This window comes from Nitrincola alkalisediminis (genome assembly GCF_009821115.1).
GTDB lineage: Bacteria > Pseudomonadota > Gammaproteobacteria > Pseudomonadales > Balneatricaceae > Nitrincola > Nitrincola alkalisediminis.
Genome location: NZ_VYTY01000004.1, coordinates 227,673 through 242,088 on the forward strand (window position 1 = coordinate 227,673; position 14,416 = coordinate 242,088).

13 protein-coding genes are annotated in these 14,416 nt (G+C 48.2%); 5 read left to right on the forward strand and 8 right to left on the reverse strand.

What is annotated here, in order from left to right:
- Positions 1-20: 20 nt before the first annotated feature.
- From dnaK to dapB, 3 genes are all read left to right on the forward strand, one after another.
- Positions 21-1,958 carry a molecular chaperone DnaK gene (dnaK, locus tag F5971_RS08800; RefSeq protein ID WP_081763931.1) on the forward strand — a complete coding sequence of 646 codons (1,938 nt, stop codon included), beginning with the start codon at positions 21-23 and terminating at the stop codon, positions 1,956-1,958.
- Between the two features lie 105 nt (positions 1,959-2,063).
- Positions 2,064-3,191, forward strand: coding sequence for a molecular chaperone DnaJ (gene dnaJ, locus F5971_RS08805; protein ID WP_036513976.1), 1,128 nt, complete (start codon positions 2,064-2,066; stop codon positions 3,189-3,191).
- A 26-nt stretch (positions 3,192-3,217) separates the two neighbouring features.
- Positions 3,218-4,027 carry a 4-hydroxy-tetrahydrodipicolinate reductase gene (gene dapB, locus F5971_RS08810; RefSeq protein WP_223116297.1) on the forward strand — a complete coding sequence of 270 codons (810 nt, stop codon included), beginning with the start codon at positions 3,218-3,220 and terminating at the stop codon, positions 4,025-4,027.
- 48 nt (positions 4,028-4,075) lie between these two features.
- On the opposite strand, the gene F5971_RS08815 is transcribed toward dapB, so the two are convergent.
- On the reverse strand, positions 4,076-4,648 hold the full coding sequence (locus F5971_RS08815; protein WP_051514639.1) for an NUDIX hydrolase: 573 nt from the start codon (positions 4,646-4,648) through the stop codon (positions 4,076-4,078).
- Positions 4,649-4,747: 99 nt separating this feature from the next.
- Between F5971_RS08815 and F5971_RS08820 the strand changes: the two genes are divergently transcribed.
- Positions 4,748-5,353: a CoA pyrophosphatase gene (locus tag F5971_RS08820; RefSeq protein ID WP_193494751.1), complete on the forward strand. Its 606-nt coding sequence runs from the start codon at positions 4,748-4,750 to the stop codon at positions 5,351-5,353.
- Here F5971_RS08820 and F5971_RS08825 read toward each other — a convergent pair.
- Together F5971_RS08825 and F5971_RS08830 are read right to left on the reverse strand one after the other, a co-directional pair.
- On the reverse strand, positions 5,350-6,606 hold the full coding sequence (locus tag F5971_RS08825) for an HlyC/CorC family transporter (protein WP_036513975.1): 1,257 nt from the start codon (positions 6,604-6,606) through the stop codon (positions 5,350-5,352). The genes F5971_RS08820 and F5971_RS08825 overlap by 4 nt on opposite strands.
- A gap of 71 nt (positions 6,607-6,677) precedes the next feature.
- Positions 6,678-7,472 (reverse strand): cytochrome C assembly family protein, encoded by a 795-nt coding sequence (locus F5971_RS08830; protein ID WP_036513974.1) that lies wholly within the window; start codon positions 7,470-7,472, stop codon positions 6,678-6,680.
- 178 nt (positions 7,473-7,650) lie between these two features.
- Here F5971_RS08830 and ffh point away from each other — a divergent pair, with 178 nt between their 5' ends.
- A complete protein-coding gene (gene ffh, locus F5971_RS08835; RefSeq protein ID WP_036513973.1) occupies positions 7,651-9,033 on the forward strand; it encodes a signal recognition particle protein in 1,383 nt (460 codons plus the stop codon).
- 49 nt (positions 9,034-9,082) lie between these two features.
- Here the strand turns inward: ffh and F5971_RS08840 are convergent, their stop codons facing one another.
- The 5 genes from F5971_RS08840 to F5971_RS08860 form a co-directional block, all read right to left on the reverse strand.
- Positions 9,083-10,294 carry a lytic murein transglycosylase gene (locus tag F5971_RS08840; protein ID WP_193494752.1) on the reverse strand — a complete coding sequence of 404 codons (1,212 nt, stop codon included), beginning with the start codon at positions 10,292-10,294 and terminating at the stop codon, positions 9,083-9,085.
- 38 nt (positions 10,295-10,332) lie between these two features.
- On the reverse strand, positions 10,333-11,976 hold the full coding sequence (locus F5971_RS08845; RefSeq protein WP_036513972.1) for a methyl-accepting chemotaxis protein: 1,644 nt from the start codon (positions 11,974-11,976) through the stop codon (positions 10,333-10,335).
- Positions 11,977-12,167: 191 nt separating this feature from the next.
- A complete protein-coding gene (epmA, locus tag F5971_RS08850; protein WP_036513971.1) occupies positions 12,168-13,139 on the reverse strand; it encodes an EF-P lysine aminoacylase EpmA in 972 nt (323 codons plus the stop codon).
- A complete protein-coding gene (gene efp, locus F5971_RS08855; protein ID WP_193494753.1) occupies positions 13,123-13,686 on the reverse strand; it encodes an elongation factor P in 564 nt (187 codons plus the stop codon). Before efp ends, epmA begins: the two co-directional genes overlap by 17 nt.
- Positions 13,687-13,840: 154 nt before the next feature.
- Positions 13,841-14,416 carry a hypothetical protein gene (locus F5971_RS08860; protein ID WP_036513970.1) on the reverse strand — a complete coding sequence of 192 codons (576 nt, stop codon included), beginning with the start codon at positions 14,414-14,416 and terminating at the stop codon, positions 13,841-13,843.

A 14,416-nucleotide genomic window follows, 5' to 3' on the forward strand; every position in this document is an offset into this window, starting at 1 on the left:
ATTTAAACCGCACGGCGGTTATGAAACAGACGGAGCATAAAATGGGCAGAATTATCGGTATTGATTTAGGTACAACCAACTCATGCGTTGCAATTCTTGATGGCGACAAAACACGCGTAATCGAAAACGCAGAAGGGGATCGTACCACTCCATCGATTATCGCCTTTACGAACGATGGCGAGACGCTTGTGGGCCAGTCTGCCAAACGTCAGGCGGTGACCAACCCAGACAACACGCTATTCGCGATCAAGCGACTGATTGGTCGTCGTTTTGAAGACGATGTCGTGCAAAAAGATATCAAGATGGTGCCGTACAAAATTGTCAAAGCTGACAATGGCGATGCTTGGGTACAAGTACGCGACAAAAAAATGGCACCACCACAGGTCTCTGCAGAGATCCTGAAAAAAATGAAAAAAACCGCTGAAGACTTCCTAGGTGAAGCCGTAACCGAAGCGGTTATTACAGTACCGGCTTACTTCAATGATTCTCAGCGTCAAGCAACAAAAGATGCGGGTCGTATTGCAGGCTTAGAAGTTAAACGTATCATCAACGAGCCAACGGCTGCGGCTTTGGCGTACGGTATGGACCAGTCTAAAGGCGATAAAACCATCGCTGTATTTGACTTGGGTGGCGGTACTTTCGACGTCTCAATCATTGAGATTGCCGATGTTGATGGTGAGCATCAATTCGAAGTGTTGGCGACAAACGGTGATACCTTCTTGGGTGGTGAAGATTTCGACTTAGCAATCATTAACTACTTGGCGGATCAGTTTAAGAAAGAATCGGGTATTGATCTGCATAATGATCCTTTAGCGCTACAGCGTTTGAAAGAAGCGGCTGAAAAAGCAAAAGTAGAATTGTCATCATCACAGCAAACCGATGTGAATTTACCGTACATCACCGCAGACGCAAGTGGTCCAAAACACTTAAACGTTAAGCTGACACGTGCTAAATTGGAATCCTTGGTTGAAGATTTGGTTGAGCGTTCATTAGAGCCTTGCCGCATTGCGATGAAAGATGCAGGTTTATCAGCGTCTGAAATCAACGAAGTCATTCTCGTTGGCGGTCAGACACGTATGCCACTGGTGCAAAAGCGTGTTAGTGAGTTCTTTGGTAAAGAGCCACGCAAAGACGTCAACCCAGATGAGGCTGTTGCGATTGGTGCGGCGATTCAGGGCGCGGTACTGTCCGGTGACGTAAAAGACGTTCTCTTGCTCGACGTAACACCTTTAAGCTTGGGTATTGAGACCATGGGTGGGGTTGCGACGCCGCTGATTGAGAAAAACACTACGATTCCAACCAAAAAATCTCAGGTGTTCTCAACCGCGGATGACAATCAAACAGCGGTAACGATTCATGTTGTTCAGGGTGAGCGTAAGCAAGCGTCACAAAACAAGTCGTTGGGACGTTTCGATTTGGCAGATATTCCACCAGCACCTCGTGGCGTACCGCAAATTGAAGTGACGTTCGACATCGATGCCAACGGTATCTTGAACGTGTCTGCGAAGGATAAAGCGACTGGCAAGCAACAGTCTATCGTGATCAAAGCCTCTTCAGGTTTGAGCGATGACGAAGTTGAGCAAATGGTACGCGATGCTGAGGCGCATGCTGAAGAAGACCGTAAGTTTGAAGAGTTGTCACAAGCACGTAACCAAGGCGATGCCATGGTTCACACCGCTAAGAAGACTCTAAAAGATGCGGGCGATAAAGTGTCTGCAGACGAAAAAACCAACATTGAAAGTGCTATTTCTGCACTTGAAGACGTCCTAAAAGGCGACGACAAGGCTGAGATTGAAAGCAAAACTGAAGCACTGACTGAAGCGATTTCAGCTGTGGCTCAAAAAATGTATGCAGATGCCGCCGCTGCTGAGGGAGCATCTGATGCAGGTGCTGAACAAAAGCCTGCCGATGATGTGGTTGATGCAGAGTTTGAAGAAGTTAAGGATGATAAAAAGTAAGCATCCGCGGCTGTAAAGTACAAATGTGTGGCAGCGCGGGCAAAGGCCCGCGTTGTCGTGTCCGGCTCCCGGAGGAGTCATAGATAACCGGATCAGATTCGGACTATGTCAAAAACAGACTACTACGAACTACTGGGTGTCTCTCGTGATGCCTCAGACCGCGATATCAAAAAAGCGTATCGCCGTCTTGCAATGAAATATCATCCGGATCGTAATCCCGGAGATAAAGAGTCAGAAGATAAATTCAAAGAGCTAAGCGAAGCCTACGAAGTCTTGTCTGACAATCAGAAAAAAGCGGCCTATGACCGATTTGGTCATGCGGGTGTTGATGGTCAAGCCGGTGGCTTTGGCGGAGGCGGTGGCTTTGAAGGTAACTTCTCAGATATCTTTGGCGATGTCTTTGGGGATATCTTCGGTGGAGGGCAGCGTCGCAGCAGTGTGCAGCGAGGTGCCGATCTACGTTACAACCTAGACCTTACGCTTGAAGAAGCCGTACGTGGTTGTGAAAAAAGTTTGCGCGTACCTTCTTTGGCCAGTTGCGACGTCTGCAACGGCAGTGGTGCGAAACCTGGAACCAGTGCTAAAACCTGTTCAACCTGTGGTGGTGTGGGTCAGGTTAGAATGCAGCAGGGGTTTTTCTCTGTTCAGCAAACCTGTCCTACCTGTCATGGCTCGGGCAAGATTATTCCAGATCCTTGCACAGCGTGTCATGGGCATGGACGTGTTGAAAAGGTCAAAACGCTTCAGGTTAAAATTCCTGCAGGTGTTGATACAGGTGATCGTATTCGCTTGGCCGGAGAAGGTGAAGCTGGCGCCAATGGTGGCCCAACGGGCGACTTGTATGTTCAGGTAAATGTCCGTGAACATCCGATCTTCCAGCGTGATGGAAAGCACTTATATTGTGAAGTTCCAATCAGCTTCGTGGATGCCGCACTCGGTGGCGAGCTTGACGTGCCAACATTGGATGGACGCGTCAAACTAAAAGTACCTGCGGAGACGCAAACCGGAAAGTTATTCCGCTTGCGTGGCAAAGGTATAACGCCAGTTCGCGGTGGTGGTGTGGGCGATTTGATGGTCAAAGTGATTGTTGAAACACCGGTTAATCTTAACAGTCGTCAGAAAGAGCTCTTACGTGAGTTTCAGGATGCAACTGAAGAAGGGCAGCATAAGCACAGCCCCAAGCGTCACGGGTTTTTTGACTCGGTTAAGAAATTTTTTGAAGACATGACCTAAGCCATTAGGGGCAGTAAGGAAAAGTAATGATCAAAATAGCAGTCACAGGTGCCGCTGGGCGCATGGGTAAAACCTTAATCGAAGCGGTCACTCAAGCTGAAGGAGTCACTCTGGCTGCCGCCATTGTTGAACCGAGCAGTTCGTTGCTGGGAGCCGATGCTGGCGAGCTGGCAGGTGTTGGTAAGCTCGGTGTTACACTAGTGGCATCCTTAGCCGAAGCGGTGAAGGATTTTGATGTGTTAATTGACTTTACCGCCCCTGACGTCACTATGCAAAATTTGGCGTTTTGTGTTGAGCATAAGAAGCAAATCGTCATTGGGACGACGGGCTTATCCGATGAGCAAAAAGCAACACTTACGCGTGCAGGTGAGCAAATTGCAGTTGTGTTTGCCCCAAATATGAGTGTGGGTGTGAACCTCTGTTTTAAGCTTCTTGAGATTGCCGCAAAAGCATTGGGTGATGACGGTGGTTACGATATTGAGGTGATCGAAGCGCATCATCGACATAAAGTGGATGCACCTTCAGGTACCGCTCTGAGAATGGGTGAAGTCGTTGCAGATGCATTAGGGCGTGACCTCAAAACTTGTGCTGTTTATGGTAGGGAAGGCTATACCGGACCAAGATCAGCCAAAGAAATTGGTTTTGAGACCATCCGTGCGGGCGATGTCGTTGGTGATCACACCGTTCTGTTTGCAACAGAGGGTGAACGCATCGAAATCACGCACAAAGCCTCAAGTCGAATGACCTTTGCTAAAGGCGCTGTTCGAGCGGCAGGCTGGTTACAGGATAAATCGGCCGGTCTGTACGATATGCAGGATGTATTATCGCTCAGATAAAGTAGGTTTCAGCAGACTCTCTATTCAATAAGCGAGTCTGCTGTGCCTTTACTGATGGCTCCCAAGTTCACAGTACCATTCTCCCGAGGCGTTACGTCCTATCTGTAAATGCCGCATTGGAAATATCCCTTCTTTTCGGTCTTCAAAATAAAAGCGCAATGCATTGGTGATGGTTGGAAAGGCGAGTTCGTCCCACGGAATCTCATCTTCAGAAAACAACTTCACCTCAAGTGACTCTTCACTGACACTGAACTTTGGTTCGGGCAAGGTTGCCAGATAAATGATTTGTACCTGATCCACATGCAGTATGGAGGTTAGGGTGTAGAGTTTTTCGATATGAACCTTTGCATTGGCTTCTTCGTAAGTCTCTCGAAGAGCAGCTTGCTCTGTTGATTCGCCATTTTCCATAAAGCCTGCTGGTAGCGTCCATAGTCCGTAGCGAGGCTCAATTGCGCGCTTGCACAGCAACACTTGGTTTTTGTAGACAGGAAGGCAGCCCGCAATGATGCGAGGGTTTTCATAATGCACAGTATGGCAGTGATCACAAACATAGCGATGTCGGTTATCACCTGCGGGAATTTTATGTGAGACGTTCGCGCCGCACTGAGAGCAAAATTTCATAGAATCTTCCTTTTTTATTCAACCGTATTTTAGACAGGAGAGAACGGACTAGTCGACCCCCTTTTTACGGGTTATCATGAATTAAGTTCAGGAGGTGGTATGCTTTCAGATGCATTAAAACAATTATCGACCCATCGTCCTTGGTGTCTTCGTACATCAGGCGAAGAAGCCGCTATTTTAGTTCCCCTTACGCAGGATGAGATGAACCCTGAGTTGATCTTGACTGTAAGGGCGCAGCATTTAAACAGCCATAAGGGCGAAGTGTGCTTTCCGGGTGGTAAGCGAGATGCAATTGATCACTGTTTACAAACCACGGCTCTGCGTGAGGCTCATGAAGAAATTGGGCTGATGCCAGAGCAGGTCAAGGTGCAAATGACCTTGAGCCAGGTCGTGTCTAAGCATGGTTTACAAGTGACCCCTTGGGTCGGTGTCATTCCAGCGCAAGTTGAACTTGTCCCTAATCCTGCCGAAATCGCACGAATCTTTCGTGTGCCGATTCGTTATTTTCTCGAGTGCCCAGCGCCCATTACGCATCGATTTGAGCGTAATGGTCAAGAATGGCTCGTACCTGCTTGGCGCTATGAGGGTGAGTTGATCTGGGGGTTAACTGCACATGTGATTAATGAGCTGCTCACCGTAGGCTTTAATAAGCCGTCTGCATTTCCAGTCCGCCCCGAAAGACGTTTGGCTGAAAAAGACGCTTAGCTCTTTTTGGCCATGCGTGCTGTCTGAATAAATTTATCGTGTATTTGTAAGGTTTCAACGCGATAGCCGTTAATCTCTAAGCAGACATTAGCATCCGGTAATGACTCGAGTGTTTCGGTAATCAGACCATTGAGTGTTTTGGGGCCATCGGTGGGTAAGTCCCAATCCAAGGCGCGATTGATGTCACGAATATAAGCACCGCCGTCAATAAAGAAACTGCCATCCTCTTGGGGGTGTATATCTTCAATCAGATCGTTGTTTTGCTCAGAGAGTTCTCCAACGATTTCTTCCAGAATATCTTCCAGTGTTACGATCCCTTCGACATCGCCATATTCATCAACCACAATACCAATGCGGCGGCTTTCTTTTTGAAAGTTAAGCAATTGTGTCTGTAAGGGGGTGCTTTCAGGAACGAAATAAGGCTCGCGGGCTACCGCAAGAATGGCCTCTTTTGTCACCTCGCCTTTTTGAATGAGCTGGGCAAGGTTGCGCATATGTAAAAGACCAACAACCTGATTAATATCGCCATGAAAAATGGGCAATCGTGTATGCTGAGTCTTAGACAGCTGAGTTAAAATGGTATCTAAGCTCTCATCAAGGTCGATGCCTTCGACCTCATTGCGCGGAATCATAATGTCATTGACAGTGACGGCCTCTAATTCCAGCACGCCTAACAGCATTGATTGATTGCGTTTGGGCAGTAAAGCTCCCGCTTCATTGACCAAAGTTCTGAGCTCTTCTGTGCTTAAATGATCACTGCCTTGGCCATTCATATTAATGCGTAGCATGCGCATGAGGCCGTTGGTGATGGTATTGATGATCCACACCATGGGGTACATGATTTTAAGTAGAGGCCTGAGTATAAATGCCGCAGGAAAAGCAATGCGCTCTGGATGAATAGCAGCAATTGTTTTTGGGGTCACTTCTGCAAAAATGAGTATGATCAGCGTCAGCAGACCAGTAGCGATGGCAATGCCCGCATCTCCCCATAAGCGAACGGCGATGATCGTTGCAATGGCGGAGGCAAGAATATTAACGAAATTGTTACCAATTAAAATGACCCCAATCAGTCGATCAGGGCGCTCTAGCAACTGACTGGCTTGGCAGGCACCTCGGTGCTTCTGTTTGACCAAGTGCCTTAGTCGATAACGATTCAATGCCATCATCGACGTTTCGGAGCTGGAAAAAAAGGCTGAAAGAAAAATTAAAAATACAAGTAGAATCAGCAAAGAACCTATCGACGCGTCTTCCAAGAGATCAGACCTTTTTTATTGAATGGCCTTGTATTTTCTGAGTCGAGCCCAGTTCTGTCAATAGTTATATGTTAATTCGTTAGAATGAGTTCTAATACGAGTTTGGAGCCAAAAAAACCCAGCATTAATAGGATAAATCCACCAATTGTCCAGCGAATGGCAGTATTCCCACGCCAACCCAATGTTGCACGACCAATCAGTAAGCCTGTGAAAATGATCCAAGCCCCAATCGACAGCAGCGTTTTATGCACCAAGTGTTGAGCAAACAAGTTGTCGACAAACAAAAAACCACTTAAAAGAGCCGCGCTCAGTAAAATAGTGCCCACCCAGATCATTTCAAACAACAAACGCTCCATCACTTGCAGTGGTGGTAAACTCGCAACCAGTCCACGCGTATGGTGTTGTTTAAGCGCCAGTTGTTGTCGAGACAAGAGCAAGGCTTGCAGTACGGCTAAAGTGAAAATACTGTAGGCTAAAATCGACAAGAGAATATGAACGATTAATCCACCTTCATAAGGACGATGAACACCGGATGATGGAATAAATGCAGCACAGAGCGTAGCGAGCATTGCCATTGGCAGCACGCCAATAAAAAGGTTGTCCACGCGTTGCCTGAAGCTGCTGCCGATGACGAGGGCTGTGACAAGCCAAGCGATCAAAGAGCCTACGCTGAAAAGACCTAAATCTATCCCCTGTGCATGATGAAGTGTGAAGTACACGGAGACACCATGCGCTAAGAAGCCCAAAATCGCAAAGACAAGAACCTTGATGCGAACATCAGAGGTTTTACCCTTGGCACGTTGCCACTGAAGCCAGGATGCGATGGCGTAAAAGAAAGAGGTTGCAAATGTCGTACTGATCAGCATCTTAGAAAATCTCCTTATCGGAGTGCAAGTTTGGCATAAACTCCTCTCAGAAGAAATATAAGCTGCCGTCTTGAGAACAGCTTCTGTATAATGTCACCATAAAAGAATGACAGCTTTGACTTCATTGTGTTGCTGATTCCAGCCATGGCGGGGCAAAGACACAAACCAGGGGCACCCGATGTTTGATAATTTAACAGATAGACTCACGCAAACCCTGCGGAGTGTGACCGGTCAGGCGCGCCTGACTGAAGACAATATTAAAGGCACCTTGCGTGAAGTGCGCATGGCGTTGTTGGAGGCGGATGTTGCGCTTCCGGTTGTAAAAGAGTTCATTAACGGTGTTAAAGAGCGTGCCGTCGGGCAAGAGGTGAGCAGAAGCCTCAGTCCTGGGCAGGTCTTTGTCAAAATCGTAAATGAAGAACTGATTAAAGTGATGGGTGAGGCCAATTCTGAGCTTAACCTCAGTGTGACTCCACCTGCTGTCATCATGATGGCCGGTCTTCAGGGGGCGGGTAAAACCACCTCGGTTGCCAAGCTTGCGCGTTTCTTGAAAGAGCGTAAAAAGAAAAAAGTACTCGTCGTCTCAGCAGACGTATACCGTCCTGCCGCGATACGCCAGCTCGAAACGCTGGCGAAGGATGTCGCGGTTGACTTTTTTCCATCGTCTGCCGATCAAAAGCCGATTGATATAGTCGAAGCGGCCATACGTCACGCTCGCTTGCAGCATCATGATGTGCTGTTGGTTGATACCGCGGGTCGTTTAGCCATTGACGAAGCAATGATGGAAGAAATCCGTCAGTTGCATGCGGCGGTCAAACCGATTGAAACGCTCTTTGTCGTTGACTCAATGACAGGGCAAGACGCAGCCAACACCGCTAAAGCCTTTAACGAAGTGCTGCCGTTAACCGGGGTCATCCTAACGAAGACCGACGGTGATGCTCGCGGTGGAGCGGCCTTATCGGTTCGTCATATAACGGGACAGCCCATCAAATTTTTAGGTGTTGGTGAAAAAACCGATGCCCTAGAGCCTTTTTATCCCGAGCGAGTCGCCTCCCGTATTCTTGGAATGGGCGATGTGCTGAGCTTGATAGAAGAGGCCGAGCACAAGATCGACAAGGTTAAAGCGGAAAAACTTGCCAAGAAAATTACCAAAGGCAAACTGTTTGATCTTGAAGATTTCCGTGAACAGTTACAGCAGATGAACAATATGGGCGGCATGATGAACATGCTGGAGAAATTGCCCGGTATGGGGCAAATGGCTCAGGCAGCACAAACGGCACAAGCTGAAAAAGGCATGAAGCAGTTTGAGGTGATCATCAATTCAATGACGCCAGGCGAGCGACGCAATCCTGATATTATTTCAGGTTCGCGCAAGCGCCGAATTGCGATGGGCTCCGGTACGCAGATTCAAGATGTGAACCGTTTGCTCAAACAGCATAAGCAAATGGCCAAAATGATGAAAAAGTTTGGCACTAAGTCCGGTATGGCTAAGCTGGCCAGAGGCATGAAAGGCATGTTGCCACCCGGTATGGGTGGCGGTGGTGGTTTCCCTCGCATGTAATGCTTGTGTTGGCCTGGGGCGTCGAATAACGCTCCAGGTTGGTCGCTGCTCAGTGACCTTTGCGTAGCTCAGTCAGTATTTTTAAGCCTGCACGCCCATCATCCGCGAGTCCTAAGCGGCGTTGCTCCAATTGAATGGCTCCGCGCGTCCTATCGCCAATCAACCCATCGACCGCTCCTATATCATGCCCACGATCCAGCAGTAATTGCTGCAACTCACGTCGTTCTGAGCGTGAAATCGGTGGATCATCAGTGGGCCAGGGTGTGCTAAAGCCAGGGCCACCTAAAATTCTATCAGAGAGATGACCAATCGCTAATGCATAGCTTTCGGCCGCATTATAGCTAAATAGGGCATCAAAGTTCCGAAATACAAGGAAGCTAGGGCCTTCAGGGCCAGCGGGCATAATGAGGCCTGCTTGCATGTCAGCCCTTAATCCTTGAGCAGTGAGAGGGGAGCCATTAACGCGAGTCAGGCCTCGTTGTGCCCAGGTTGAAAGAGGTCGTTTGGTGCGGCGGCCCTCATCGTTTGTGTTCAGGTTGGCCGGGAGTTTAACCTCAAATCCCCAAGGTTGATTGGCTTGCCAGTTTGAACGCTTAAGATAGTTTGCTGTAGAGGCAAGTGCATCGGGAATGCTGCCAACAATGTCGCGTTTGCCATCACCGGTAAAGTCGACCGCAATGCGCTCAAAGGTTGAGGGAATAAACTGAGTATGACCGAAAGCACCCGCCCAAGAGCCTTTGAAGTCATCAGGGTTAACGTGTCCGCCTTGAAGGATGCGTAATGCACTGTTTAGCTCGTTGCGGAAAAATGTCTGACGACGGCCAATGCAGCTTAACGTGGTTAAGGCATCGACAACGGAGTAGCGACCTGAAATCGCTCCATAGTTGGTTTCAACACCCCAAATGGCCAAAACGATATGGCCTTCGACGCCGTATTTCTGTTCAATTTCCTGTAAGAGATGCGCATGTTCGGCTCGCATCTGTTGACCTTTTTCAACACGCTCTTCGTCCACTAAACCTGCCATGTAGTCCCAGATCGGAGTTCTGAACTCAGGTTGGAAGTTGAGGCGATCAATAACGGTCATGTCAGGTTGTACACCACCTACGTATCGGTCAAACGTCTGAGCAGAAATCTGATTGCTGATCGCAGAGCGACGCAGCTCACTCTTACAGGCTTCGAATGAGGCGTCTGCATAGGCAACGGACATGGACATCCAGCCCGCACATAGCAGGCTGGGCAGAGAGTAACGTAAGTTTGACATCCTTAATCCTTGTTCAAGAGATTGTTCGGATGAACGATTCAGTGGCACTGAAATCGATTCACCATGGTATTCAGCTCAGATGATACCTGATTTAACTCATGAACACTCTCAGCGGTTGCGCGCATGGCTTGGCTAGTGCTTTCAACCATGGCTGCAATTTGATCGACTTTTTCAGCAATGCTGCTGCTTGCCAAGCCTTGTTCTCGTGTCGCGTTGGCGACTTCCGAAATTCTCTTTAAGGTGGAGTGAGACTCCTGTTTGATATGAGCGAGAATCTGCGATGCAGTTTCCGTTGCACTAACACCTGACTCAACCTGTGGCAGCGCTGTTTTCATTGTGTCCACCACTTGACCGGTTTCGGTTAAGACGCCTGCGATCATGGCTTCAATATCGCTTGTGGCGTTCGCGGTGCGTCCGGCCAGTGTTCTGACTTCATCGGCAACCACTGCAAAGCCTCGGCCCTGATCGCCTGCACGTGCCGCTTCAATGGCTGCATTTAAGGCCAATAAATTGGTTTGCTCGGCAATGTCACGGATGACACCAGCAATCGAAGAAATTTGCGTTGCACGATTGTTTAAATTTTCAACTTTGGTGGAGGCTTCACGAACCGTCTTGGCGATTTTGTGAATTTCGGTATTGGCAAGTGCAACTTGTTGAACGCCTTGCTCTGCCAGCTGAGCCGATGATTTCGAGCTGTCTTCAGTGTCACGAGCACTGTCAGAAATGTGTGAAATGCTAACGGTCATTTCTTCAATGGCGGCAGCCATTGAGGTGATTGCCTCTGACTGTTCATAAGCAGCACTTGCAACATTGGCAGTTGCTTGGTTAATGGTGTTTGCGTTGCCATTCACACGTGCCGATTCATCACGAATATGGTTCATGGTGTCGCGTAGTGATGCCACCATTTTTGCCAGTTCATCCAATACGCTGTGTTTAGGGGCTTGATCAATTTTGATGGTTAAATTGCCTGCAGCAGCACTGGCCATAAAGCGGATGGCATCGGCGGGTTCGCCTCCTATTTGCCTCAGCACGCTGCGTGCAATCAATAAAGCTAAGGCTGTAATCAACGTGATAATGATCAATGCGGTACTGATGTCAGCAATAATTTGTTTGCGCATATCGGCAGCAAGGTCATCCATGTAAATTCCGGTACCAATAAACCAATCCCAAGGTTCAAACATCTTCGTAAATTGAAGTTTCTCAACGGCTTCAGTTGTGCCTGGGCGAGGGAATAAGCTATCAACAAAAGCCCCTTTAGGTGATTGGCGGGCGGCACTTGAGATGTCTTGCAGGGTGTATCGACCTTTAACATCACGTACTTGATTCATCATGTTTTGACCGATGAAGTTAGGATTCACGTGGGCGACACCGACTCCATCCATTGTCCAGGCGTATACATACTCGGTTTTTCCATCCAGTCCGCCGTAACGACCCGCTAAAAAGGCAGCAACCGTTGCCTGTTGTGCATCTTCGCGGCTCATGCTGCCATCACGTTCTTTGCTGTGATAGAACTCAGCAATGCTATAAGCCGACTCTAAAACGGCCGTTATCACGTCCTTTCGGCCTTGGGTTAGATCGCGTTGTGTTGACAGGATTGAGGTAAGGGTGAGTAAGCTTAACCCCAAGATGATAAGCGCAATCAAGATCAACATGCGTGTGCGAAGTTTCATTTTTATTAACATGGCTGGGGCTCCAATGGCTCAGATCCTAAGGGAGGATAGGATGAGCAAGTGTTAAGGGCACTAAGCTTGAACCTTGCCTATAGGGAGAGCTAACAGTATGAAAATCTGAGTAATATTAAATTTAACTAATACTAAGTATATGTGATCCCGCACCAAAAGTAGTACTTTTATAGGTTCGACTTTAGTTTAATTTAAGCATGATCAATCGAAAAAGGGATGACGTCTTGGATCTGGTTGCAGCCTAACGCCAGCATAATTAATCGATCGACGCCCAGTGCCACACCGGAGCAATGAGGTAAGCCTTGCTCTAGTGCATGAACCAATCGCATCTCCAGAGGGTAGGTTGGAAGGCCAAGCTGTTTGCGTTGATCGTGATCGGCTTTTAAGCGTCTTTTTTGCTCTTGGGCATCTGTGAGCTCATGATAGCCATTTGCAAGCTCAATCCCTCGAACGTACACTTCAAAACGAGCCGCGACACGTGTCCCATACTCATCTTGAGCGATGTTAGCCAAGGCGGCTTGTGAGGGGGGGTAGCTGTGAACAAAGGTTGCGTTTAAGTGGGGTTCAATCAGATGCGACATGAGAAGGTTCAGCCAAGTGTCGCGGTCCTCATCCTCAAAAGAGGCTTCAACCTGTTCGCGGCAAGCGGCCTTTAACTCTGCTAAGCTTGCGGTGAAAGGATCGAGTTGTAACGTTCTTTTAAAAACATCACGATAGCTTATGTATTCAAAGGATTGATCAGGTAGGATCAACTGAATAAGCGCCTCAACTTCTTGCATCAATTGCGGCAGATTAAATCCAGTTTGATACCACTCCAGCAAGGTGAACTCTGGGTTGTGTCGACGACCAGACTCACCGTTTCTGAAGACTTTGGCGAGCTGGTAAATGGGGCCGCTACCTGCACAGAGTAAGCGTTTCATCGCATACTCCGGTGATGTTTGCAAAAACATCGGAGTGATCTCGCCACCCGGTAAACTTTGATAGTTGACCTGCATTGAGTCAATAAAGGGATCGCTGACCGCGCAGTGAGATAAGAGGTGGGTGTCCACCTCCATCACTTGACGTTCGGCAAAGAATGCGCGTATCTGACTCAGAATTTCTGCGCGACGTCGTAAATTCTGAATAGAGGCGGTGGGTCGCCAGCTATTATGCACGGCTGACATATTCACCTGTACGCGTATCAATGCGCAGCTTTTGCCCGATTTCGATAAATAAGGGAACGCGAACAACCGCTCCAGTGGTGAGCGTTGCGGGTTTAGAGCCGCCTTGAGCTGTGTCGCCTTTGACACCTGGATCCGTGTCGACCACTTCAAGCTCAACAAAGTTAGGTGGGGTGATAGCGATAGGGTTGCCATTCCAAAGGGTAACGGTGGCTTTGTCTTGTTCTTTAAGCCATTTGTAATTATCACCCACTGCATTCTTATCGGCGGCAACCTGTTCGAAGGTGTGGTTGTCCATGAAGTGCCACATTTCGCCATCGTTGTATAGATACTCCATGTCGGTATCCATTACGTCAGCACCTTCCAGTGTTTCATTGGATTTGAAGGTTCTTTCCCAGACGCGACCTGTAATTAAATTGCGAAGTCTTACCCGAGTAAAGGCCTGACCCTTGCCGGGTTTAACGAATTCAACATCCAGCATCGTACATGGGTCACCATCAAGCATTACTTTGAGGCCATTCTTAAGCTGGTTACTGGAATAAGTTGCCATTAGAGTTCCTTGAAACAAATTGAAACGGAAAAAGAATCGATAATTTTACTCTAAACCGAGCCTAAGGCCAATTTTAGCGTTTTTGAAGATTAAAAAACCCATAAGCAGGGTGCTTAGCGAGTAAGCGGCTTATGGGCTTGTCTGTAGCAGAGTCTTAACTGCAGCTGTTTTTGTCTTCACTGCCTGGCAATAAGGCGATTCGGTCTGACTCATAAAACTCGACCATGCCATCCATGTAAATCAACTCAACGCCTTCAATTTCAAAGCAGCGTAGATTGCGGTTTTGCCAGAGTTGCTCCCAATGACGACTGCCACTGGCTTGTCCGGGTGCAAAAGGACCGGCAACACGAAGCCAAGTATTCGGATCTCCAGAACGCTTCGCAGGCACGATGCGGCCGCTTTCATCGTAAGCTGTGGTTTTGAACATCACATACTCAACGGTTAGGTCTGTGCCATTGATAAAATCAATGTATGCACCTGCATCCCCTCTTGATTGAGGAGGTTCTGCGACCATGCGACTGATAATCAGTGCAGGCTTGGGCAAAGCAGGAGGGGGTGGAATCACTTCAACCACTTCTTCAACGGGTGCTGATTTACGAGCAAACATACTAAAATCAAGGCTGCCGCAAGCGGACAGCAAAGAGGCGGTGCTTAGTAAAGCAGCTGTGCGTATAAAGCGAGGGGATAAAAGAGGGCTGCGGCGAGTGCCGAATGCAGAGCCTGCTTTCAT